At 61.9% G+C, this 21,524-nt stretch carries 21 protein-coding genes; 12 read left to right on the plus strand and 9 right to left on the minus strand.

Translation table 11 applies throughout. The features are described 5' to 3' along the window. Positions 1–137 precede the first annotated feature (137 nt). Positions 138–602, plus strand: coding sequence for a DUF3859 domain-containing protein (locus BM132_RS21670; RefSeq protein ID WP_047230336.1), 465 nt, complete (start codon positions 138–140; stop codon positions 600–602). Between the two features lie 176 nt (positions 603–778). Here BM132_RS21670 and fabB read toward each other — a convergent pair whose 3' ends face one another. From fabB to BM132_RS21695, 5 genes are all read right to left on the minus strand, one after another. Continuing rightward, a complete protein-coding gene (fabB, locus tag BM132_RS21675) occupies positions 779–1,999 on the minus strand; it encodes a beta-ketoacyl-ACP synthase I (protein WP_092400145.1) in 1,221 nt (406 codons plus the stop codon). An 11-nt stretch (positions 2,000–2,010) separates the two neighbouring features. Then, positions 2,011–2,526: a 3-hydroxyacyl-[acyl-carrier-protein] dehydratase FabA gene (gene fabA, locus BM132_RS21680; protein ID WP_047230338.1), complete on the minus strand. Its 516-nt coding sequence runs from the start codon at positions 2,524–2,526 to the stop codon at positions 2,011–2,013. Positions 2,527–2,774: 248 nt separating this feature from the next. Then, positions 2,775–4,682 (minus strand): ATP-binding protein, encoded by a 1,908-nt coding sequence (locus tag BM132_RS21685; RefSeq protein WP_092400143.1) that lies wholly within the window; start codon positions 4,680–4,682, stop codon positions 2,775–2,777. Beyond that, on the minus strand, positions 4,679–5,611 hold the full coding sequence (locus BM132_RS21690) for an ABC transporter substrate-binding protein (protein WP_092458663.1): 933 nt from the start codon (positions 5,609–5,611) through the stop codon (positions 4,679–4,681). Before BM132_RS21690 ends, BM132_RS21685 begins: the two co-directional genes overlap by 4 nt. Then, positions 5,612–7,735, minus strand: coding sequence for a TonB-dependent receptor plug domain-containing protein (locus BM132_RS21695; protein ID WP_092458876.1), 2,124 nt, complete (start codon positions 7,733–7,735; stop codon positions 5,612–5,614). A gap of 200 nt (positions 7,736–7,935) precedes the next feature. On the opposite strand from BM132_RS21695, the gene BM132_RS21700 reads away from it, so the two are divergent. The 8 genes from BM132_RS21700 to BM132_RS21735 all read left to right on the plus strand — a co-directional run bounded on the left by BM132_RS21700 (position 7,936) and on the right by BM132_RS21735 (position 14,237). Further along, a complete protein-coding gene (locus BM132_RS21700) occupies positions 7,936–8,961 on the plus strand; it encodes an NAD(P)H-dependent glycerol-3-phosphate dehydrogenase (protein ID WP_092458665.1) in 1,026 nt (341 codons plus the stop codon). A 30-nt stretch (positions 8,962–8,991) separates the two neighbouring features. Further along, positions 8,992–9,339, plus strand: a complete 348-nt coding sequence (locus BM132_RS21705; RefSeq protein WP_092400137.1) for a DUF4389 domain-containing protein — start codon at positions 8,992–8,994, stop codon at positions 9,337–9,339. Further along, a complete protein-coding gene (gene sixA / locus BM132_RS21710) occupies positions 9,336–9,788 on the plus strand; it encodes a phosphohistidine phosphatase SixA (RefSeq protein ID WP_092400135.1) in 453 nt (150 codons plus the stop codon). The genes BM132_RS21705 and sixA overlap by 4 nt, the downstream gene beginning before the upstream one ends. Before the next feature lie 37 nt (positions 9,789–9,825). Continuing rightward, complete coding sequence (locus BM132_RS21715) at positions 9,826–10,269, plus strand: hotdog fold thioesterase (protein ID WP_092400133.1); 444 nt, start codon at positions 9,826–9,828, stop codon at positions 10,267–10,269. Between the two features lie 275 nt (positions 10,270–10,544). Beyond that, on the plus strand, positions 10,545–11,339 hold the full coding sequence (locus BM132_RS21720) for an alpha/beta fold hydrolase (RefSeq protein WP_092458667.1): 795 nt from the start codon (positions 10,545–10,547) through the stop codon (positions 11,337–11,339). Then, entirely contained in the window at positions 11,336–12,187 is an 852-nt protein-coding gene (locus tag BM132_RS21725; RefSeq protein WP_092458669.1) for an alpha/beta hydrolase, read from the plus strand. Before BM132_RS21720 ends, BM132_RS21725 begins: the two co-directional genes overlap by 4 nt. Positions 12,188–12,330: 143 nt before the next feature. Continuing rightward, positions 12,331–13,137, plus strand: coding sequence for a DUF4892 domain-containing protein (locus BM132_RS21730; protein ID WP_092458879.1), 807 nt, complete (start codon positions 12,331–12,333; stop codon positions 13,135–13,137). A 62-nt stretch (positions 13,138–13,199) separates the two neighbouring features. Next, entirely contained in the window at positions 13,200–14,237 is a 1,038-nt protein-coding gene (locus tag BM132_RS21735; protein ID WP_092400127.1) for an AI-2E family transporter, read from the plus strand. A gap of 80 nt (positions 14,238–14,317) precedes the next feature. On the opposite strand, the gene xopAW is transcribed toward BM132_RS21735, so the two are convergent. From xopAW to BM132_RS21750, 3 genes are all read right to left on the minus strand, one after another. Continuing rightward, the gene (gene xopAW, locus BM132_RS21740) at positions 14,318–14,830 is read right to left on the minus strand and encodes a XopAW family type III secretion system calcium-binding effector (protein WP_092458671.1); all 513 of its coding nucleotides are present in this window, start codon (positions 14,828–14,830) and stop codon (positions 14,318–14,320) included. Between the two features lie 145 nt (positions 14,831–14,975). Next, complete coding sequence (locus BM132_RS21745) at positions 14,976–16,019, minus strand: sensor histidine kinase (protein ID WP_092458673.1); 1,044 nt, start codon at positions 16,017–16,019, stop codon at positions 14,976–14,978. Next, complete coding sequence (locus BM132_RS21750) at positions 16,019–16,777, minus strand: response regulator (protein ID WP_092458675.1); 759 nt, start codon at positions 16,775–16,777, stop codon at positions 16,019–16,021. Before BM132_RS21750 ends, BM132_RS21745 begins: the two co-directional genes overlap by 1 nt. A 286-nt stretch (positions 16,778–17,063) precedes the next feature. Here BM132_RS21750 and pyrF point away from each other — a divergent pair, with 286 nt between their 5' ends. Beyond that, positions 17,064–17,762, plus strand: coding sequence for an orotidine-5'-phosphate decarboxylase (gene pyrF / locus BM132_RS21755; RefSeq protein WP_160893102.1), 699 nt, complete (start codon positions 17,064–17,066; stop codon positions 17,760–17,762). Between the two features lie 47 nt (positions 17,763–17,809). Here pyrF and BM132_RS21760 read toward each other — a convergent pair whose 3' ends face one another. Further along, positions 17,810–18,814, minus strand: coding sequence for an NADP-dependent oxidoreductase (locus tag BM132_RS21760; protein WP_092458677.1), 1,005 nt, complete (start codon positions 18,812–18,814; stop codon positions 17,810–17,812). A 226-nt stretch (positions 18,815–19,040) separates the two neighbouring features. Here BM132_RS21760 and BM132_RS21765 point away from each other — a divergent pair, with 226 nt between their 5' ends. Then, on the plus strand, positions 19,041–19,802 hold the full coding sequence (locus BM132_RS21765; protein ID WP_092458679.1) for an SDR family oxidoreductase: 762 nt from the start codon (positions 19,041–19,043) through the stop codon (positions 19,800–19,802). A 206-nt stretch (positions 19,803–20,008) separates the two neighbouring features. Then, positions 20,009–21,406: an aminotransferase-like domain-containing protein gene (locus tag BM132_RS21770; RefSeq protein WP_092458681.1), complete on the plus strand. Its 1,398-nt coding sequence runs from the start codon at positions 20,009–20,011 to the stop codon at positions 21,404–21,406. Positions 21,407–21,524 lie beyond the last annotated feature (118 nt).

Raw genomic sequence — 21,524 nt, forward strand, 5'->3', positions numbered from 1 at the left:
AAAGATCGTCCGAACGCGGCCCGAGCCTTCGCCAGCTCCTACAGAATCGAGCGGGCGCGTATCGGTGTGCAGGGTTTGTCATCAGCCTGTCACCGCCGCGTCATACCCTCGCGCTCATCACAATCAAGGAGCGCACTATGCACCTCACCCGTTCAAGCGCACTGGTCGCGCTGTTGTCGGTCTGCGGCCTGGCCCAGGCAGAAGTCCGTGTCGAAGGCCCGGTGGAGTACGGTATCTTCGAAGGGCCTCAAGCCGAACTGCAATCGGGGGAGCGGGTTCTGCGCCGCAGCAACGAGCAGATCCGCCAGACTGAAAGTGTACCGGCCAAGCTGGGCACCAAGTTCGGTCTGCGCTACCGCTTGGCGGACAAGGTGGCTGACGACCAGCCATTGACCCTGTTGTATTTCACCCCCGGCATTCGCACTCCCGATGGCGTGCGCCACGATAAATTCGAAGTCACCCAGAAACTGGTGCCCGGTGCACCTCAGGATGTGATGGCCTACGAATTCACCGAGAGCCACGAAGTGGTGCCGGGGGAGTGGCGGTTCATGGTGTTCCAGGGCGATCGATTGCTGGCGCAGCAGCGGTTTGTCGTGCGCTGAACTCCATCCACTGAAGGCCTCATGTGGAAGCGAGCAAGCCCGCTCCCACATTGAACTCAGGTATATTTGCCAGGCAAAAAAACGCCCCGAACCAGTCGGGGCGTTTTTTATTGATTGGGTAGACGCTGGCCAAGCCTGCGATCTTTCGCTTAAAAGATCGCAGCCTGCGGCAGCTCCTACGCGCCCTGCCAGCGCTTCAGCACCAGCGTGGCGTTGGTGCCGCCGAAGCCAAAGCTGTTGCTCATTACGGTGTCGATTTTGGCGTCTTCGCGAGTCTTGGTCAGGATCGGCAGGTCGGCCACTTCCGGGTCCAGTTCGTCGATATTGGCCGAACCGGCGATGAAGTTGCCTTCCATCATCAACATGCAGTAGATCGCTTCGTGAACGCCCGCGGCGCCCAGGGAGTGACCCGACAGGCTCTTGGTGGAGCTGATGGCCGGGGCGTTGGCACCGAACACTTCGCGCACGCCTTTCATTTCCGCGACGTCACCGACCGGGGTCGAAGTGCCGTGGGTGTTCAGGTAGTCGATAGGCGTGTCAACGGTGGACATAGCCATCTGCATGCAGCGGATGGCGCCTTCGCCGCTTGGGGCGACCATGTCGTAGCCATCGGAAGTGGCGCCGTAGCCGACGATTTCCGCGTAGATTTTCGCGCCACGGGCCAGAGCGTGTTCCAGCTCCTCGACCACCACCATGCCGCCACCGCCAGCAATGACGAAGCCGTCACGGTCGGCATCGTAGGCGCGGGAAGCTTTTTCCGGGGTGTCGTTGCGCTTGCTGGACAGGGCGCCCATGGCGTCGAACAGGAACGACTGGCTCCAGTGTTCTTCTTCGCCGCCGCCGGCGAATACGATGTCCTGCTTGCCCATCTGGATCTGCTCCATGGCAGTACCGATGCAGTGTGCACTGGTGGCGCAGGCAGAGGCGATGGAGTAGTTCAGGCCCTTGATCTTGAATGGCGTGGCCAGGCAGGCGGAAACGGTGCTGCTCATGGTCCGCGTGACGCGGTACGGGCCGACGCGCTTGACGCCTTTTTCGCGCAGGATGTCCAGCGCTTCCATCTGGTTCAAGGTCGAGGCACCACCGGAACCGGCGATCAGGCCGGTGCGCGGGTTGGACACCTGCTCTTCGGTCAGGCCGGAGTCAGCGATGGCGTCCTTCATGGCCAGGTAGGCGTAAGCCGCCGCGTGGCCGACGAAACGGTAGATCTTGCGATCGATCAGCTCTTCGAGGGGAAGGTCAATGGAGCCGGAAACCTGGCTACGCAGACCCATTTCGGCATATTCCGGATTGAACCGGATGCCAGGGCGACTTGCACGCAGGTTAGCGGAGACGGTCTCTTTGTCATTGCCCAGGCACGAAACGATGCCCAGACCAGTGATAACGACGCGGCGCATGCGGATAACCCTTAGAAGTTGTCAGTGGAGGTGAAAACGCCGACCCGAAGGCCTTCGGCGGTGTAGATCTCGCGACCATCCACAGCCACTGAACCATCGGCAATGGCCATGTTCAGCTTGCCCTTGAGGACGCGTTTGATATGAATGTTATAGGTAATCTTCTTCGCGCTCGGCAGAACCTGACCGAAGAACTTCACTTCGCCCGAACCCAGGGCGCGACCGCGACCCGGCAGGCCTTGCCAGCCGAGGAAGAAACCGACCAATTGCCACATGGCATCCAGGCCCAGGCAGCCCGGCATCACCGGATCACCTTCGAAGTGGCAGGCGAAAAACCACAGGTCAGGAGTGATGTCCAGCTCGGCGACCAATTCACCTTTGCCGTACTTGCCACCCTCTTCGCTGATATGGGTGATGCGATCCACCATCAGCATGTTCGGGGCGGGCAGTTGCGCGTTACCTGGGCCGAACAGCTCACCGCGACTGCAGCGCAGCAGGTCTTCCCGAGTAAAGGCGTTTTGTTTGGTCATGCGAGCTCCTCAATAGTCCCATGCGGCAGGGTGGGGCAAATCTTCCCGGCCGATCGAAGCGTTCATGCCTCGAATCGACAGCCTACTCATAGACTATTGCGTTGTAGTGAAAGTCACAGCACACGGGAAATGAATGTACACCTGTGCACTGAAATTTTTATTCAAGCCCCAATCGGGACTTGTTCGGGTGCTTAAGACTGCCGCACTTTCGCCTTTCACGCCAGTCGCAGATGGTCTAAACGCCTGCACTAACGCACCCAGCGCTGCAGAATTTGCTGCAGATCAGCTCTTTTGAACGGTTTGGCCAGGTAATCGTTCATGCCCGCCGCGAGACAGGCTTCGCGATCGCCCTGTAGCGCATTGGCCGTCAGGGCGATGATGGGCACCTCGGCGCAGCCGGGTAACTGGCGGATCTGTCGCGTGGCTTCGTAGCCATCGATGATGGGCAACCGGCAATCCATCAGAATCGCCTCGAAAATCAGACTTTCGGCACTGCGGATGGCCTGGGCGCCGTCGGCGGCGATGCTGACGGTGAAGCCCAGGCTGCGCAGCATGGCTTCAATCACGGTCTGATTCACCGGATTGTCTTCCACCAGCAGCACGTTGCGGCCCTCGCCATGACCGCTGCCGATGCCGTCCGGGAGCTTTGGCGCCAGGGCTATCGGTGCCTTTTGCGACAGGGCCAGAGGGATCTCCAGGGTAAACACCGAACCCTGGCCTTCTTCGCTCTGGGCGCGCAATGTGCCCCCCATGCGCTCAGCCAGGGTGCGGGCAATCGGCAGCCCCAGGCCGGTGCCACCGTAGCGCCGGGAAATCGAACTGTCGGCTTGCTGGAAGGCATCGAACATGCGCTCCAGGCTTTCGGTCGCAATCCCGATGCCACTGTCGCGCACCGTGCAGGTAAACCACAGGAGTTCGTGATCCAGTGCCTGCCACTGGCATTGCACGGTGACGCGGCCTTGTTCGGTGAATTTCAGGGCATTGCCGATCAGGTTGACCAGGATCTGCCGGATCCGCGTCGGGTCGCCTTGCACCTGCAAAGCCTGCATGTCATCAGGGATCAGCAGGTCCAGGCCCAGCTTGCGTTGCGCGGCGCTGTGCTGGAACGACTGGGCGCAACTGGCGACCAGTTCCGCCAGATTGAACGGGATGTGTTCCAACTCCAGGGCCGAGCGTTCGATGCGCGAAAAGTCGAGGATGTCGTTGATGACCTTCAGCAGGTGCTCGGTGGATTCGCTGGCCAGCGCCGTGTACTCGAATTGCTCCTCCGTCATTTCGGTGGTTTCCAGCAGTTGCAGCATGCCCAGTACACCGTTCATGGGGGTGCGCAGTTCATGGCTCATCATCGCCAGGAATTCGGACTTGGCGCTGTTGGCCTTCTCCGCCTCTTCCCGGGTTTTGATCAACTGCGCCATGGCCTGGTGCTGTTCACGGCTGGCTTGCTCGAGACCGTCGGCCAGATTGTTGATATGCCGTGACAAGGCCCCCAGTTCGGCATCGTCGACGATGGGCAGCGGTGTGCCGTAGTCGCCTTGCTGGATCGCCATGACTGCGTTGCCGATGTCGCGGATCGGCCGGGACAGGTTGGACGCCAGGCGACGCGCCACGAGGAAGGTGAACAGCAGGGCGAACAGCGCCAGGATCGCGGCCTTGAGAAGAATTTCCTGCTGTCGCTGGCTGAAGGCGTCACTGGACATGCCGACGATCACCCGGCCCAGGTAATCCTCACTGGGGGCCTCGATGGTCGTGCTGTTGCCTTGCAGGAAATCATTGTTCAAGGCAATGCGCTGCAGGCGAACCGGCGCCTGGAAAACCTCGATTTGCTGGGAGTGATTGCGGCTTTGCGCGGGCTGTTCGACATACACCACTACCCGGTCCGAGCTGTCCTGCACCTCCAGGAAACGCACATGAGGTGTGGCCAGGGTGGCGGTGAGCAGGCTTTCCAGCACCTCGTTATTGCCCGAGATCACCCCATATTCCGTGGCTGGGGCCAGTTGGTTGGCAATCAACTGCCCGGTGTGGTTGAGTTCCTGGCGCAGGTCCTGGATTCGCACGAAGGTAAAGAAGCTGATCAACAGCACCGTCAGCAGCAAGGCCGGGCCGAGGGCGATAAGCTGGGTGCGGGTATTGATGTCCCAGCGGCGACGCAAGGTCATGGGCGTGGTTCTCCTTCGGCCAGCTGTGCAGCGACGGATTCGGCGTCAATCGGCTCGATCCCCAGTGAGCGGGCGACCTGCTGGTTGCTCAGGACTTTGAAGCGGGCCGGATACAGGGTGCGGGGCCAGGTGGCGGCGGGGCGGTCAAGCAAATCGTCGAGAATTGCCAGCCAATCCTCCTGGTCGCTGTAGGTGCTGGCCAGGCTGCCGGCCTTGACGAAGGCGGCGTTGGGCCCGATCAGCGCACGTTGCCGGGCGTAGCTGCTGAGCAACAGATTCTTTACCGTCTTGGGGTTGTACAGATCGGGGTCGTCGAGCCCCAACAACACATCGCTGTGGCTCAGCAGTTTTTGCAGAGGGCGGCTGTCACTGGTGTCGTCCCAGCGTTCACTCACGATTTCCAGTCCCAAGGGGGTCGCTGCCTGGCGGATTTCCTTGAGCAGGAACTCGCTGTGCCCGTCGAACAGCACGCCGACCCTGCGTATTTGCGGAAGGATCGCGCGAATCAGGCGCAATTGCCGCGCCAGCGGCGGATCGCTCCACAACAGGCTCAGGTGATCGGGGGTTGTCGCGCCCAGGCGGTCCCGAGCTTGTTGGCGGCTGATTCGCAATACCAGGGTGGCCGGCCCCTGGGTTTCCTGCAGGCGCCAGTCGAGGCTGGGCAGGTCAAGCAAGACCAGGCGAACATTACGCGGTAGTTTGCCGGGCGCGGGCAGGCTGGCCAGCGGAGTAAACCTGACCTCGTCCTCGGGACGCAGGGCCTTGAGGGCCTGAGTGAAAGACTGCACCCCTGGGCTGTTATGGACGCCGGTCAGTACAATCTCGGCCGCCCGGACCTGGATCGTTGCCAGCCAACCGGCAAACACCAGGCACAGCGCCAGCGGCAGGCGGCCACGAAAGGGCGTCTTGCGCGATCGACCCCGCAACATCTAGAACGACAACTCCGCAGTGAAATACAGCACGTGACGGGAGTCATAGCGGTTGTCGACAAACGTGGTGGGCTGATTGTCGAGGCGCTGTTGCAGGATGCCCGCCAGTTCCAGGTTGGCCTTGCCCATAGGAATGCGCTTGGCCAGGCGGGTGTCGATTCGTTCAAAGCGATAGCCGTTAAGATCGTCGGCGCCATAATAGAACACCGCACTGTTCCAGCCTCGGCCCCAGTCCCGCAACCAGCCGGCCGAACCGCTATTGCGGGCGGTCGGCTGTTCGTCGAGGGCGTTGCTGGCCAGGGCATCGACGTAGGCATAGGTCAGGCGCAGGCGGTCGGCGCTGGTGATACGCCAGTCGAACTGGGTTTCGGCCCCGGAAAACTGTGACTCATTGGCATTGCTGGCAATGTACTGATTGTTGCGCAGGGGTTCGCTGATCATGCCGGTGATTTCGTCATGGAACAGCTTCACATCGACGGTCAGCCCCAGGTTCATGAAATAACCGTTGTAGCCCAGTTCCCGGGAGCGCATGTGCTCTTGGTCCAGGTTCCCCGGCCCTCTGGTCTGGACAAAATAACGGGCACTGCTCTGACCGAAGGCGGTGGGCTTGAGGTTGGTGACCTGATAACTCCAATTGACATTGTTCTCGAACATGTCCGGCGAGCGCACTGCCTCGGAGTACACCGCCCGCAGGCCATGGCGTGGTGTGATTAGGTAGTTGACCGCCACCCGCGGCGTCAGCGAGCTGCCGGTCAGGTGGGTGTCTTCGAACATCGCACCGCCCTGTACCAACCAATGCTCGCTGGCCCGCCACTCCAGTTGACCGAACAAGCGCCAGGTGGTGTCGTCCAGCGTGCCGTTGAAGTACGTCTCGGAGTCGGCCCGGTCGTAGCGATAGTTTGCCCCGGTGACCAGTCGCAGGCTGTCGGACAGGCTCAGGGTGTCCTGGATTTCCAAGTCGTAGCGCGACTCACGGGCGCTCTGGTCGATATCGCCGCACAAGGTTTGCGAGGCGCCGTTGCGCCATTGATCGAGCACCTGATTGGCCAGCGCCTGTTCCTGCGGGGTACCGGGCGGCGCACCGGTGCCGGTGAAGCTGGGAATATTGCGCGCCAGCTTCTCGGCGTAGTTAGGGTTGAGCAACCACAGATCGGTCAACTGCGGGCTGAAGGAGACCTCGGCATCGCAGGCGCGCCAGGTCTGCTGGCGATCCCAGTGCTGGACCGAGCCTTGTACATAAAGGCTGTGGTTGGGGTTCAGGTCGAGGTTCCAGCGCAGCGAACCGGCGTAGTCCTTGGCTACGACGTCGGAGTTATCCCCGGCGGCCGTAATCCCGGCGAACACTGGACGGTAGGTATAAGGTCGCTGATTGGTCCCGTCCTTGGCGTTCAGTTGCCAGTCGATGCTCTGTTGTTCGTTCAGGGTCTGGCTGACGGACAGGTTGAAACGGTTCAAGCGTCGACTGTCGCGGTAATCGGCGCCGTTGCGGTTGCTGTCAAAGCCGTCGTCTTCCTGGCCGGACAGTGACAGCCGCAGGTCACCGCCCTCCCAACCGCTGCCCTGGCTGGCGTACCAGTCGCTGATGCCACGCTGGCCCCGGGTGATTTTCAGGCGGGTGCCATGGCTGTCGGCCGGCGCGCGGGTGATGATATTGACCACCGCCATCAGTGCATTGGCGCCGTAGCTGACGGTGTTGGGGCCGCGGAAAACTTCGATCCGCTCGATGTCCTCCATGGCCACTGGAATATCGCTCCAGTCCACCGTGGCCAGGCCGGCGCGATACACCGAACGGCCATCGATCAGCACCTGCATGCGCCGGGCTTCGGTGGCGTTGGTGCCGTGGTAGTTCACGGCGGCCTGGTTACCGCTGATATTGCCGACCATCATGCCCGGCACCAGGCGCAGCAGTTCGCTGATGTCCCGGGCGCCACTGGCCTTGATCAATTCGCTGTCCAACACGGTCATGCTGCCGGGGACCGCCGCCGGCGATTGCTTCAGGCGCGTAGCGGTCAACACTTGGGGCAGGGGCTGGCTGTCGACAAACAGGTCGTGGGCCAGCACTGGCGGGCTGATGAACAGCGCCAATAGTAGCGACGAGCCTGAACGGGAGGGGCCAACGGACACGACACAGCCTTTGATTAGGGAAAGGATGGCGGGCATGTTAACCGAGGTGAGTGACTTTTCCATTCACGTTGACAGCATTTTCCTAGGAATTGATGGTCAGCTTCCTACAACTGCCGGTAATTGTAGTCGGGGCTGGTCGCGGTGTGGCCGCTCCGTATAATGCCCGGCATTGCCACTTGGTATGGATGAACGGATTGCATATGACTGAACAGCGCCCGATTGCGGTCCTGGGGGGCGGGAGTTTCGGTACCGCCGTGGCCAATCTGCTGGCCGAGAACGGCCACCCGGTGCGCCAATGGATGCGTGACCCGGAGCAGGCCGAGGCCATCCGGGTCAATCGCGAGAACCCGCGTTACCTCAAGGGCATCAAGATCCGCCCTGAAGTCGAACCGGTGACTGACTTGCAGGCCACCTTGCAGGACTGCGACCTGTTTTTCGTCGCCTTGCCGTCCAGTGCCCTGCGGGCGGTGCTGGCGCCCCAAGCCGAACGCTTGAGCGGCAAACTGCTGGTGAGCCTGACCAAGGGGATCGAAGCCCAGACCTTCAAGCTGATGAGCGAGATTCTCGAAGAAATCGCCCCAAAGGCTCGAATCGGCGTGATTTCCGGGCCAAATCTGGCGCGCGAGATCGCCGAGCATGCGCTGACCGCCACCGTGGTCGCCAGTGAAGACGAAGAACTGTGCCAGCGGGTCCAGGCCGCGCTGCATGGCCGCACCTTTCGGGTCTACGCCAGTGCCGACCGTTTCGGAGTGGAACTGGGCGGGGCGCTGAAGAACGTCTATGCAATCATCGCCGGCATGGCGGTGGCGCTGGGCATGGGGGAGAACACCAAGAGCATGCTGATCACCCGGGCGCTGGCGGAAATGACCCGTTTTGCCGTCAGCCAGGGCGCCAATCCCATGACTTTCCTGGGGTTGGCCGGGGTCGGTGATTTGATCGTCACCTGTTCCTCACCCAAGAGCCGCAACTATCAGGTCGGCTTCGCCCTCGGTCAGGGGTTGAGCCTGGACGAGGCTGTGTCGCGCCTGGGTGAAGTGGCCGAAGGGGTCAATACGCTCAAGGTGCTCAAGGCCAAGTCTCAGGAGTCCGGGGTCTACATGCCACTGGTCGCGGGGCTGCATGCGATTCTGTTCGAAGGGCGCACGCTGGAACAGGTGATCGAACTGTTGATGCGCGGCGAACCCAAGACCGACGTCGATTTCATTTCCACCAGTGGCTTCAACTGAGCCTCTATTGATCAGAAGCGGGAGCAAACCATGAACGATCCAAAAGAGCAGGCCCGATACGAATCCATCCTGTTGCGTGTGTTGTGGATGGTGATTTACCTGCTGGTGTGGCAGGTGGCGCAATTCATCCTGGGCGCCGTGGTGCTGGTGCAACTGATCTACCGGCTGATCTATGGCGCGCCCAGTGCCAGCCTGATGAACTTTGGTGACAGCCTGAGCCAGTTCCTGGCGCAGATCGGCCGTTTCGGCACTTTTCATAGCGACCAGAAACCCTGGCCGTTCGCGGACTGGCCAACCCCGCGCACGCCGGAAGGTGAAACGCCTCACGCCGTGGCTCCGGCCCCGCATCCGGTTCGGGACGAGGAGCCGAAACTATGAAACTCTGGGTATTGCGTCATGGTGAGGCCGAGCCCCATGGCGCCCGGCCTGATCCCGAGAGAACCCTGACCCTCCATGGCCGTGAAGAGGTGCTACGCAGTGCCGGCCGGTTGATGGGTGAGCCTTTACGGGCCATCTACGCCAGCCCCTATGTGCGAGCACAGCAGACCGCGCACCTGGTGCGTGAAGCGTTGGGTTTCGAGCCGGCGCTGATCACGGTTGACTGGCTTACGCCAGAAACCCGGCCGCAAACCGTCCTGGAACACCTCAAGGATCAGGATGATGTGCTGCTGGTCAGCCATAACCCGCTGGTGGGCAGTCTCTTGGGCTTTCTGCAGCATGGGCACTTGCAACAACCAGAACAGGTACAAACGGCCGGGCTGGCGGAGCTGGAGGGCGAGCTGCCCTTGGCTGGGTCTATGACGCTCAAGGGCATCAAGCGCCCCTAAGATTGAGCACCCTGAAAATCTCAAAGGAAAGGCAACGATGAGTCTGTGGCGCACCACCCCCAACATCGAGCAGTTGAACGCTGCCGGTAAAAACACCATCAGCGAAGTGCTGGACATTCGTTTCGAATCTTTCGACGACGAGTCCCTGACCGCCAGCATGGTGGTCGATCACCGCACCCACCAGCCATTCGGCCTGTTGCATGGGGGTGCGTCGGTGGTGCTGGCTGAAACGGTCGGGTCCATGGCGGCCTATCTGTGCGTGGACACCAGCAAGTTCTATTGCGTGGGCCTGGAAATCAATGCCAACCACCTGCGCGGTGTGCGCAGCGGTCGGGTCACAGCCACGGCCCGGATGGTCCACCTGGGCCGCACCACCCAGGTCTGGGACATCCGCCTGACCAACGACGAAGGCAAGGTCAACTGTGTGTCGCGCCTGACCATGGCCGTGGTGCCGCTGGGCGAACAGCCGCCGGCGCGCTGAAGCCTGGTTGGACCATGCGGCGCCTTCCCTGTAGGAGCTGCCGCAGGCTGCGATCTTTTGATCCTGATCCATGAGCGTTCACTCTCGCCTCAGTTGCCTGGGAAAAGATCGCAGCCTCGCTGCACTCGACAGCTCCTACAGGGGGCAGCGTTTTCTTGCATGGGGCCGGGTTCATAACCCAGCCGTGCCTGTCACCATTGCTGTCAGTTACGGTCATTGCCGCGCCGCCGGGATGTGCGGACAATCGGTCCCAGTTTCCCCATGGATCCACCGTCATGTCGCAACAGGTGTTTTTCGCCCACGCCAATGGTTTTCCCTCGGCCACTTACGGCAAGCTGTTCGCCGCGCTGGCGCCGCAGTACGAGGTCGCGCATCTCGAATTGCACGGTCATGACCCGCGGTTTCCGGCGGACGATAACTGGCACAACCTCGTGGACGAACTCATCCATCACCTGGAACAACAACCTGAACCGGTGTGGGGCGTCGGCCATTCCCTGGGTGGCGTTCTGCATCTGCATGCCGCATTGCGCTACCCCCAGTTGTATCGTGGCGTGGTCATGCTCGACTCACCAGTGCTGACCCGCGCCGATCAGTGGGTGATCCTGGCCGCCAAGCGCCTGGGGTTCATCGATCGTCTGACTCCGGCGGGACGGACGTTGGGGCGGCGTGAAGAGTTCGCTGACCTGGAGTCGGCCCGGCAGTATTTTTCCGCCAAGACGCTGTTCCGCGGGTTTGACCCGGATTGCTTCGAGGCTTACCTGCAACATGGTTTGCAGCCAGTCGGCGACCGCCTGCGGCTGCGCTTCGATCCGGCCACGGAAATCAGTATTTACCGCGGCGTGCCGCACACCAGTCCCGGCCGGGCCCGTATGCTCAAAGTGCCGCTGGCGGTGGTGCGCGGCCGGCAGAGTCGTGTGGTGATGCGCCATCACACCCGCTCGGTGGGCCGTATGCCCCATGGCGAATCCCTGAGCATGCCCGGCGGCCACATGTTTCCCCTAGAGCGTCCGCAGGACACGGCCAGGCTGCTCAAGGACCTCTTTGAGCGCTGGGAAGGGCGCAGCTTATGAGTGGGGTTGAAGAAGTCCGTCTGAGCCTGCCGCACATTGAACTGGCGGCCCACCTGTTCGGGCCGGAGGATGGCCGGCCAGTGATCGCCTTGCACGGCTGGCTGGACAACGCCAACAGCTTCGCCCGACTGGCCCCCCGGCTTGAGGGCCTGCGGGTCATTGCCTTGGACATGGCCGGTCACGGTCACTCCGGGCATCGTCCGCCCGGTGCCGGCTATGCCCTGTGGGATTATGCCCATGATGTGCTGCAAGTCGCCGAACAACTGGGCCTGGCGCGTTTCGCCCTGCTGGGGCATTCCATGGGTGCGATCGTCTCGCTGGTGCTCGCCGGCGCCTTGCCCGAACGGGTCACGCACCTGGGGTTGATCGATGGGGTGATCCCGCCCACGGACAAAGGCGAAAACGCCGCCGAACGCATGGGCATGGCTCTGCAGGCGCAGCTGGATTTGCAACAGAAACGAAAGCCGGTCTACAAAACCCTCGACCGGGCCATTGAGGCCCGCATGAAAGGGCTGGTGGCGGTCAGCCGCGAAGCCGCCGAGTTACTGGCCCAGCGCGGCCTGATGCCGGTGCCGGGAGGCTACACCTGGCGCACCGACAATCGCCTGACCTTGCCATCGCCGCTACGCCTGACCGATGAGCAGGCCATGGCCTTCGTGGCGCGGATCGCTTGCCCCGCGCACCTGGTGGTGGCTGCCGACGGCATGCTTGCCCGCCACCCCGAGTTGCTGGAGCGTCTACCCTTCAGTCATGAACGGTTGCCCGGCGGTCATCATTTGCACCTGAACGACGAGGCTGGCGCGGCGCTTGTAGCAGACTGTTTCAATCGGTTCTTCACCGTTTCTTGACTTGCGCCTGGCAACTGTCGAGGCTGGGCGGGTTGAAAAAGGGAGACAACCATGACAGATCTCTGTTTAGCGGCCTCGCAGCGCATAGATGGCACCGGCCTCACCCCAGAGACCCAGGCCATGCCGATCCGATGAAAATATCCATTCATTCACTCGCCTTGCTTACGCTGGCCTGCTTCAGCCCGGCGTCATTTGCCGCCGATGTTTCCGGCAGTCGGGACCTGGAGCGGGTGCCCCGCATGCCCGACGCGCAAATTGTCGATTACCGGCAAACCACTGACCTGGAGCGGATTTATCCCCTGGGTTCGATCCGCAGGATCAGCGGCCAGTTGCGCTTCGATGAGCAGGTCGATGCCCGTGGCAACACCACGTCGGTGACCTATGAACTGCCGCCGGAACACTCCGCCACCCAGGCCTTTACCGCCGCCCGCGAAGCCTTGCAGAAGCAGGACGCGCAACTGTTGTTCTGGTGCCAGGCCCGCGATTGCGGCGAAAGCAGCCTGTGGGCTAACGAAGTGTTCGGCAATGCCAAGCTCTACGGCGCCGATAACGGTCAGGCTTACCTGCTGCTGCGCCTGGCGCCGCCGGCGGACAACACGCTGATTGCGCTGTATGGCATCACTCGCGGCAATCGCAAGGCCTACCTGCACGTCGAACAGTTCGAGGCAAACGCCTCGCTGGGGAACCTGCTGCCCACATCGGCCACGCTGTTGCGCCAGCTCAAGGATACCGGCGTGCTGGACTTGCCGCGTCTGGTCGGCGAACCGGACGACACCTGGTTGCGCCTGCTGTCCCGGGCGCTGAACCTGGACACGGGCCTTCGCGTCACTGTCGCCGGACCCCAGGCCGAGGCCTGGCGGCAAGCATTGATTGACCAGGGTGTCCGGGCGGCGCGAATGGAGGCCGCCAGGGGCGATGCGGCGGGCCTGCATCTTGAGCTGCTGCGTTAAGCTGTTTCGGGTGACGCGCTTCACGCCGTCATCCCGGCCCTGTTTTTATTTCGAGACCTGACATGCTCAATAACGATCGGCTGTTGGTGCAGATCCTGCTCCTGGTGTTGTTCGGTGCAAGCTTCTGGGTAATGGCGCCGTTCTGGTCGGCGCTGTTCTGGGGCGCGGTGCTGGCGTTTGCCAGTTGGCCACTGATGCGCCTGCTGACCCGCTGGGTCAATGGTCGCGAATCGCTGGCGGCGGCATTGCTGACCGTGGGCTGGATGGTGCTGGTGGCGGTGCCGCTGGTGTGGCTGGGCTTCAACCTGGCCGACCATGTGCGCGATGCCACGGCATTTATCAAGAATGTGCAGGTCGATGGGCTGCCCGATGCCCCGGTATGGTTGGCGGGTGTACCGCTGGTGGGCGGGCGGTTGGTGGGCATCTGGAACAGCATCGATCAGCAGGGTGCGGCCATGATGGTGTCCGTCAGGCCTTACCTGGGGCAGGTCGGCAACTGGCTGCTGGCTCGCAGTGCCCAAATCGGCGGTGGCATTCTCGAACTGACCCTGAGCATTGTGTTCGTATTCTTTTTCTACCGTGACGGCCCGCGCTTGGCGGTGTTCGTGCACAAGTTGCTGGAACGCCTGATTGGCGACCGTGCCGGTTACTACATCGAACTGGTGGCCGGTACGGTGCAGCGTGTGGTCAACGGCGTGATCGGCACCGCAGCGGCCCAGGCGGTGCTGGCGCTGATCGGTTTCCTGATCGCCGGCGTACCGGGGGCGTTGGTACTGGGCATCGTCACCTTCCTGCTCAGCCTGATTCCCATGGGGCCGCCTCTGGTCTGGATCCCGGCCACGGCGTGGCTGGCCTGGAAGGGCGAATACGGAATGGCGGTGTTCCTGGGGATCTGGGGCACCTTCATCATCAGCGGTGTGGACAACGTGCTCAAACCCTACCTGATCAGCCGTGGCGGAAACCTGCCGTTGGTGATCGTGTTGCTGGGGGTGTTCGGTGGCTTGATTGCCTTCGGTTTCATCGGGCTGTTCATCGGCCCGACCCTGCTGGCGGTGGCCTACAGCTTGCTGACGGACTGGAGCAAGAGTCAGGCGCGATAATCCCACGCCTGAGTCCAGCACAAACGGGCTTTGATCCAGGCAGGCAAGCCCGGCTCCGAAAGGCCAGGCTTGCGGGTCAATCAAGTGGCCACGTTCAGGTATTTCCCCACGGGGGCGACATCATCCAGTGAGTATTGTCGGCTGAGGTTGGCGATCATCCTGTTCAACGCTTCACTGACATGGGGCTGCTCGGTGGAGCTGTCGCTGTTGCGGTTGGCCTGCAACGCGCTGGTCTGTTCGCGGGTGTCGAGGCTGTTCTGAGCATCGGCGTCGAGCAGGCTGAGCAATGCCTCACCGGAGGCCTGTTGTGGCGGTGGCGGAGGCGGTGGTGCCATCGCAGCCAACTCATCACTGCTCAGGTCCCCGCTGCTGTCGCTGTCCAGGTCGCTGAAATTATCGCTCAGGCTGACCAGGATGCCGTCGTCACTCTTTTGCGACAGGGCAGTGCTCAATTCATCCTGATCGACCGAGCCGTCGGCGTTGCTGTCGAGCTTGCTGAGCAACTCCTTTTGAAACTGCTGGCTACGGGCACTGCTGGTCGTGGTGCTGCTGGTACTGGTATAGGGCGAGTAACTGCTGACGCTACCGATCATGGGCGCTCTCCTTGGGCTGGAATGCCGGTGGGTGCACCGGCTTATGCAGCGTCGGCGGGGCAGTTGTCGTGGGTGTGTGGAGTTTGTACCGGCGGGTGTACAAACTCAGCCCCCGGCGCGGCTCCCACATGGGATTGAGGTTGTTTCAGGCGCGCGGCAAGCGGATCACTGCCGTCAATCCACCCCCCGGCGTTTCTTCCAGGCTCAACTGCCCGCCCAAGCGTTCGGCGGCTTCCCGGGCGATGGTCATGCCCAGGCCGACACCGCCGGAGTTGCGGTTGCGTGAGCCTTCCAGGCGATAGAAGGGCTCGAACACCGCTTCGCGCTTATCCGCCGCAATCCCGGGGCCGTGATCGATCACCCGAATTATTACCTGGTCGCTTTGGTCTTGCAGCGCAATCAATGCATGGCCGGCGTAGCGCAAGGCATTGTCCATGAGGTTGTTGATACACGAGCGCAACGCCATCGGCTGCACCCGCAACGGCGCGCAGCCACCGCTGGTTTGCACGTCGGCACCCTGGTCCTGGGCGTTTTCGCTCAGCGACTCCACCAACGCTTGCACGTCCATCCATTGCAGCGCTTCGCTGGTGCGTTGCTCGTGCAAGTAGGTGAGGGTGGCGTCGAGCATGCCAATCATATCGTTCAGGTCCTGGCGCATCTGGCCCTGCAGCTTGATGTCATCGATCTGTTCCAGGCGCAGCTTGAGCCGTGAAAGCGGAGTGCGCAGATCATGAGACACCGCGCCGAGCATGCGCGAACGCTGCTGCACCTGCTCGCGAATTCGCTGTTGCATGAGATTGAACGTATGAGCAGCCTGGCGGGCCTCCCGGGGGCCGGTTTCCTCCAACGGTGGGCTGTCGAGGTTTTCACTCAGGCGTTCGGCCGCATCGCTCAGGCGCTGGATGGGCCGGGTCAGCAGTTTGGCGCCGTACCAGGCGGCGACGATCAGGCACACAAACTGAAACGTCAGCGGTACCACCGGCCCACCGAACCAAGGGCGCGGAGGGCGGTTGGGCGGGGTCCCCATGGGCGGAGTTTGCTGGCCTTGCCGGGAAAATTCGGGGGGTGGCCCCAAAGGCGGTTTGTCGTATTGAGAAAACCAGGCAAAGGCCAACAGGTGCGCCAGGACGATCGCCAATAACAGCACGCCAAACAGGCGGCCGAACAAGGTGTCGAGGCGCAAGCGCATCAGCCGATGTCCCGGGCGTCGAACAGGTAGCCTTCACCGCGCACGGTCTTGATCAGTTGCGGTGCCTTGGGGTCGTCACCCAGTTTCTGGCGCAGGCGCGAGACCAGCAGATCGATGCTGCGGTCGAACGCCTCGATGGAGCGCCCACGCGCGGCATCCAGCAACTGTTCGCGGCTCAGTACCCGGCGCGGTCGTTCGATGAACACCCAAAGCAGCCGGAACTCGGCATTGGACAGCGGCACCACCAGCCCGTCGGCGGAGATCAGTTGGCGCAGTACGCTGTTGAGTCGCCAGTTATCGAAGCGAATATTGGCCCGTTGTTCGGTGCGGTCGTCGCGTACCCGACGCAGAATCGTCTGGATCCGCGCCACCAGTTCCCTGGGTTCGAAGGGCTTGGCCATATAGTCGTCGGCGCCCAGTTCCAGACCGATGATACGGTCGGTGGGTTCGCACCGGGCGGTGAGCATCAGGATCGGGATGTCCGATTCGGCGCGCAGCCAGCGACACAATTGCAAGCCGTCTTCACCCGGCAGCATCAGGTCGAGCACAACCACGTCGAAGCGCTCGGCCTGCATCGCCCGGCGCATGGCCGCGCCATCGGTCACGCCGCTGGCGCGTATGTTGAAACGGGCCAGGTAGTCGATCAGCAGCTCGCGGATCGGCACATCGTCATCGACGATCAACGCCCGGGTACTCCAGCGCTTGTCATCGTCGGACGCTTTTTGATCGTCAGAATTTGCAACAGGGGTGTTCTGCATGGGTGCATCATCTGCCAGGTAAGCTGCCAACCACAAAGAAGGCGGCGAGGTAGTGGCTCCAGCATAGGCTTCGGGCCGCGAGGCGCAAAGCGCTGAAAGGACGGGTGCGGCGCAGGGTAGCGTGCAGGCGTGTTGCATGCGTGTCATGAGTGTATCGACTTCGACACATAGGCCGGCATCGTCCGTGCTGCTCGGGCTCGCTGATGATTTACCGATCACCGGGTCCCGCACGGGCGCCTCTTGCGCTACACTGCGCGCCGATTTCGACTTGCCTGAGAGCCCGCTCATGTCCGCCTGCCAGACGCCCATCATCGTTGCCTTGGATTTCCCTACCCGTGACGCCGCCCTGAAGCTGGCCGATCAGTTGGACCCCAAGCTGTGCCGGGTCAAAGTCGGCAAGGAGCTGTTCACCAGTTGCGCTTCGGAAATTGTCGGGACCCTGCGTGACAAGGGTTTTGAAGTATTCCTGGATTTGAAATTCCACGATATTCCCAATACCACTGCCATGGCCGTCAAGGCGGCTGCTGAAATGGGCGTGTGGATGGTCAACGTCCATTGCTCCGGCGGCCTGCGCATGATGGCGGCCTGCCGCGAAGTGCTGGATCAGCGCAGCGGCCCGAAACCGCTGCTGATCGGCGTGACCGTGCTGACCAGCATGGAGCGCGAGGACCTGGCAGGTATCGGCCTGGATATCGAGCCTCAGGAACAGGTGCTGCGCCTGGCGGCACTGGCGCAGAAGGCTGGCCTGGACGGTCTGGTCTGCTCGGCCCTGGAGGCCAGCGCCCTGAAAGCGGCGCACCCGTCGCTGCAACTGGTGACCCCGGGGATTCGTCCGGCGGGCAGTGCCCAGGACGATCAACGCCGCATCCTCACCCCGCGTCAGGCACTGGATGCCGGTTCCGACTACCTGGTGATCGGCCGACCGATCAGCCAGGCGGCTGATCCGGCCAAGGCACTGGCGGCCGTAGTCGCCGAACTGGCCTGAAGATCCCTTGTGGGAGCGAGCAAGCCCGCTCCCACCGGTGTTTGTGACTAGACCTTAAGTACCAACTTCCCGAAATTCTCCCCACTGAACAACTTGGTCAGTGTCTCGGGGAATGTCTCCAGTCCTTCAACGATGTCTTCCTTGCTCTTGAGCTGCCCCTTGGCCATCCAACCGGCCATTTCCTGCCCGGCGGCGGCGAACTGAGAGGCGTAGTCCATGACCACGAAGCCTTCCATGCGCGCCCGGTTGACCAGCAGCGACAGGTAGTTGGCCGGGCCTTTCACCGCTTCTTTGTTGTTGTATTGGCTGATGGCACCGCAGATCACTACGCGGGCCTTGAGGTTCAAGCGGCTGAGCACCGCATCGAGGATGTCGCCGCCGACGTTATCGAAGTACACATCCACGCCTTTGGGGCATTCGCGCTTGAGACCGGCATGGACGTCTTCATGCTTGTAGTCGATGGCGCCATCGAAGCCCAGTTCATCGACCAGGAATTTGCATTTGTCGGCCCCGCCGGCGATGCCCACCACGCGGCAACCTTTGATCTTGGCGATCTGCCCGGCGATGCTGCCCACCGCACCGGCGGCCCCTGAGAGCACTACCGTCTCGCCGGCCTTGGGTGCGCCCACGTCCAGCAGGGCGAAATAGGCGGTCATGCCGGTCATGCCCAATGCGGACAAGTAGCGCGGTAATGGCGCCAGTTTCGGATCGACCTTGTAGAAACCTCGCGGCTCGCCGAGGAAATAATCCTGCACTCCCAGTGCACCGTTGACGTAGTCACCGACCGCGAAGCCCGGGTTGTTCGAGGCGACCACCTGGCCTACGCCCAAGGCGCGCATCACTTCTCCAATGCCAACCGGCGGGATGTAAGACTTGCCTTCGTTCATCCAGCCGCGCATGGCCGGATCCAGGGATAGATATTCGTTCTTCACCAGAATCTGGCCGGCTGCCGGCTCGCCGACCGGTACTTGCTGATAGGTGAAAGTCTCGCGGGTCGCAGCGCCCACCGGGCGTTTGGCGAGCAGGAACTGGCGATTGGTCTGGGCAGTCATGGCTGGCACTCAAGATGAATGAAGCCTTGTTGATAGACCTTCGAGGGGTTTGTCGCAAGGTTTGCTGATGCAGCGAATGCAGTTCGATCGAGCCCAGTGATAATGGCGCCGGGGCCGTTATCACTGGCGCCCATGAATGCCCAAACGGCAACTGGATAGTGCTGCCGCATCTTCCGGACCTGTGACTAGACTGGCGCCATCTCCCGCACTCTTCGAGGATTTGACAATGAGCATGACGTTTTCCGGACAGGTCGCCGTGGTCACGGGCGCAGCCGCGGGCATTGGCCGTGCGACGGCCCAGGCATTCGCGGCGCAGGGCCTGAAAGTGGTGGCGGCCGACCTGGACGTGGCGGGCGGCGAGGGCACGGTGCAGTCGATTCGTGAGGCGGGCGGTGAAGCGCTGTTCGTGCGCTGCGACGTAACGCTGGAAAGCGACGTGCAGAACCTGATGAGCGAAGTGATCAATGCCTATGGCCGCCTCGATTACGCCTTCAATAACGCGGGGATCGAAATCGAAAAGGGCAAGTTGGCTGACGGCACCCTCGATGAGTTCGACGCCATCATGGGCGTCAATGTGAAGGGCGTCTGGCTCTGCATGAAGTATCAATTGCCGCTGCTGCTGGCCCAGGGGGGAGGTGCCATCGTCAATACTGCCTCGGTGGCGGGTCTGGGGGCGGCGCCGAAGATGAGCATTTATGCAGCCTCCAAGCACGCGGTGATCGGCCTGACCAAATCGGCGGCGATTGAATACGCCAAGAAGAAAATCCGCGTGAACGCGGTTTGCCCGGCGGTGATCGACACCGACATGTTCCGTCGTGCCTATGAAGCGGATCCGAAAAAAGCTGAGTTCGCCAACGCCATGCATCCGGTAGGACGCATCGGCAAGGTCGAGGAAATCGCCAGCGCGGTGCTGTATTTGTGCAGCGATGGCGCTGCATTCACCACCGGTCATTCGTTGGCGGTGGACGGCGGCGTCACGGCTTTCTGAAGAGCGTAGTGTTTAGCTTGTAGGACTAGGCCCGCACTTGTTGTGGGCTTTTTCTTTGGGGGTTAAAAATGACCCGTGTCAGCCCCTGAATGTGTTTCAAAGGGTGAGAATCGACCGTTTTGGTGACGTTGTCGTACATCGTCCGGAGACGGCCTGTGCTTAACTGTTTCCAGAGATAAAACAGTTGCTTAGGAGCTTGGTTACTCATGGAGTTGAGAATCGACCGGCAGGCCCTGGTGCCTGTCGTGCAGCAAATTGTCGACGCGCTGGCCGGCTGGATTCGACAGGATGGGGTGCAACCGGGAACCCGACTGCCCTCCATTCGCCAATTGGCCCGGGAGAATTTGCTCAGTCAGTCCAGTGTCAATGAGGCGTGTGAACGCCTGGTGGCCCAAGGAGTGTTGGCGGCGCGCCATGGCTCGGGTTTTTTCGTCGCTCCGCCCCCGTCGTCCAGCTACGAGCCCTCCGACAACGACTGGCTGGAAGACGTGCAGCTCACTCAGGACAGCGTGCCCCGGAACTCGCAGTGGGAACTGAAACTGGGCTGTGGCGGGCTGCCCGAGAGCTGGCGCGAAAGCGATGATTTGGGCTACGCGATCCGTCAGGTCACCCGCACCGACATGGCGGGGTTGTTCAATTACAGTACGCCGATGGGGCTGCCCGCTCTGCGCGAGCAACTGTCCAGGCGCCTGAAACAATTCAATATCCAGGCCGATGCAAACCTGATCCTGACCACCACGGGGGCGACCCACGGTCTGGACCTGATTGTACGCACACTGCTCGAGCCTGGATGCTGCGTCGTGGTGGAGAGTCCGGGGTACTCGAAGCTGTTCGACCTGCTCAGGTTGCATGGCATCGACATGATCGAACTGCCCAGGACTCCGCGCGGCCCGGATGTCGATGCATTTCAATGCCTCTTGGCGACCCGCCGGCCCAGCGCCCTGTTCGTCAACAGCGCCTGTCATAACCCGACCGGCAGCAGTCTGGCCCCGGCCGTGGCTCAGCAACTGCTGCAACTGGCGAAAAAACACGCCATTTTGGTGGTCGAAGACGATGTCTATGCCGACTTCCAGAGTTCAACCCGCACCCGCCTGGCAGCGCTGGATAGCGACGTGGTGTACGTGGGCAGCTTCTCGAAAACCCTGAGCAGTTCCTTGCGAGTCGGTTTCATAGTGGCCGGCTCGTCTGTCATCACACGCCTGAGGGACGTCAAGGATATTACCAGCATGGGCAGCTCTCGGTTCTGTGAGTCAGTGCTGGCCAATCTTCTGGCCAGCGGTGCCTATCGCAAATTGGTCCAGCGTCAGCGGCAACGTTTGAGTGTCGACATGGCAGCGGTGTTGCAGGTGTTGGAGGATGCGGATTGGGAAGTCTTTGGCCGACCCGCCGGCGGTCTGTTCATTTGGGCGCGGGCACCCTTGTGCGACTACGCTGCATTGCAGCGTCTGGCCAAGCGGTTCGGTGTGGTGCTTTCTTCCCGTACAGCGTTCAGCCCGTCGGGGGCTGTCAGCGACTGGCTACGGATCAACGTGGCCCATGCCTGTGATTCGAGGGCACTGGCATTCTTCCGCGCGGCGGCTCTGGATCGACCTCAATTGTCCTGAAAACGACGGCGCTGTAGCTTTTTGCCATTATTCCGACGCCAGCATCTTGTGTTACAGGGTGTCTCGTTGCGAATCTGCAATCAACACACACTGGCAGAGGACTGGGCGCAATGATTTC

It is taken from the genome of Pseudomonas sp. NFACC45, from assembly GCF_900113505.1.
Lineage (GTDB): Bacteria > Pseudomonadota > Gammaproteobacteria > Pseudomonadales > Pseudomonadaceae > Aquipseudomonas > Aquipseudomonas tehranensis.

Coding starts and splice junctions, on each gene's coding strand:
- BM132_RS21670 (WP_047230336.1), top strand. CDS start 138: ATGCACCTCACCCGTTCAAGCGCACTGGTCGCGCTGTTGTCGGTCTGC.
- fabB (WP_092400145.1), bottom strand. CDS start 1,999: ATGCGCCGCGTCGTTATCACTGGTCTGGGCATCGTTTCGTGCCTGGGC.
- fabA (WP_047230338.1), bottom strand. CDS start 2,526: ATGACCAAACAAAACGCCTTTACTCGGGAAGACCTGCTGCGCTGCAGT.
- BM132_RS21685 (WP_092400143.1), bottom strand. CDS start 4,682: ATGACCTTGCGTCGCCGCTGGGACATCAATACCCGCACCCAGCTTATC.
- BM132_RS21690 (WP_092458663.1), bottom strand. CDS start 5,611: ATGTTGCGGGGTCGATCGCGCAAGACGCCCTTTCGTGGCCGCCTGCCG.
- BM132_RS21700 (WP_092458665.1), top strand. CDS start 7,936: ATGACTGAACAGCGCCCGATTGCGGTCCTGGGGGGCGGGAGTTTCGGT.
- BM132_RS21705 (WP_092400137.1), top strand. CDS start 8,992: ATGAACGATCCAAAAGAGCAGGCCCGATACGAATCCATCCTGTTGCGT.
- sixA (WP_092400135.1), top strand. CDS start 9,336: ATGAAACTCTGGGTATTGCGTCATGGTGAGGCCGAGCCCCATGGCGCC.
- BM132_RS21715 (WP_092400133.1), top strand. CDS start 9,826: ATGAGTCTGTGGCGCACCACCCCCAACATCGAGCAGTTGAACGCTGCC.
- BM132_RS21720 (WP_092458667.1), top strand. CDS start 10,545: ATGTCGCAACAGGTGTTTTTCGCCCACGCCAATGGTTTTCCCTCGGCC.
- BM132_RS21725 (WP_092458669.1), top strand. CDS start 11,336: ATGAGTGGGGTTGAAGAAGTCCGTCTGAGCCTGCCGCACATTGAACTG.
- BM132_RS21735 (WP_092400127.1), top strand. CDS start 13,200: ATGCTCAATAACGATCGGCTGTTGGTGCAGATCCTGCTCCTGGTGTTG.
- xopAW (WP_092458671.1), bottom strand. CDS start 14,830: ATGATCGGTAGCGTCAGCAGTTACTCGCCCTATACCAGTACCAGCAGC.
- BM132_RS21745 (WP_092458673.1), bottom strand. CDS start 16,019: ATGCGCTTGCGCCTCGACACCTTGTTCGGCCGCCTGTTTGGCGTGCTG.
- BM132_RS21750 (WP_092458675.1), bottom strand. CDS start 16,777: ATGCAGAACACCCCTGTTGCAAATTCTGACGATCAAAAAGCGTCCGAC.
- pyrF (WP_160893102.1), top strand. CDS start 17,064: ATGTCCGCCTGCCAGACGCCCATCATCGTTGCCTTGGATTTCCCTACC.
- BM132_RS21760 (WP_092458677.1), bottom strand. CDS start 18,814: ATGACTGCCCAGACCAATCGCCAGTTCCTGCTCGCCAAACGCCCGGTG.
- BM132_RS21765 (WP_092458679.1), top strand. CDS start 19,041: ATGAGCATGACGTTTTCCGGACAGGTCGCCGTGGTCACGGGCGCAGCC.
- BM132_RS21770 (WP_092458681.1), top strand. CDS start 20,009: ATGGAGTTGAGAATCGACCGGCAGGCCCTGGTGCCTGTCGTGCAGCAA.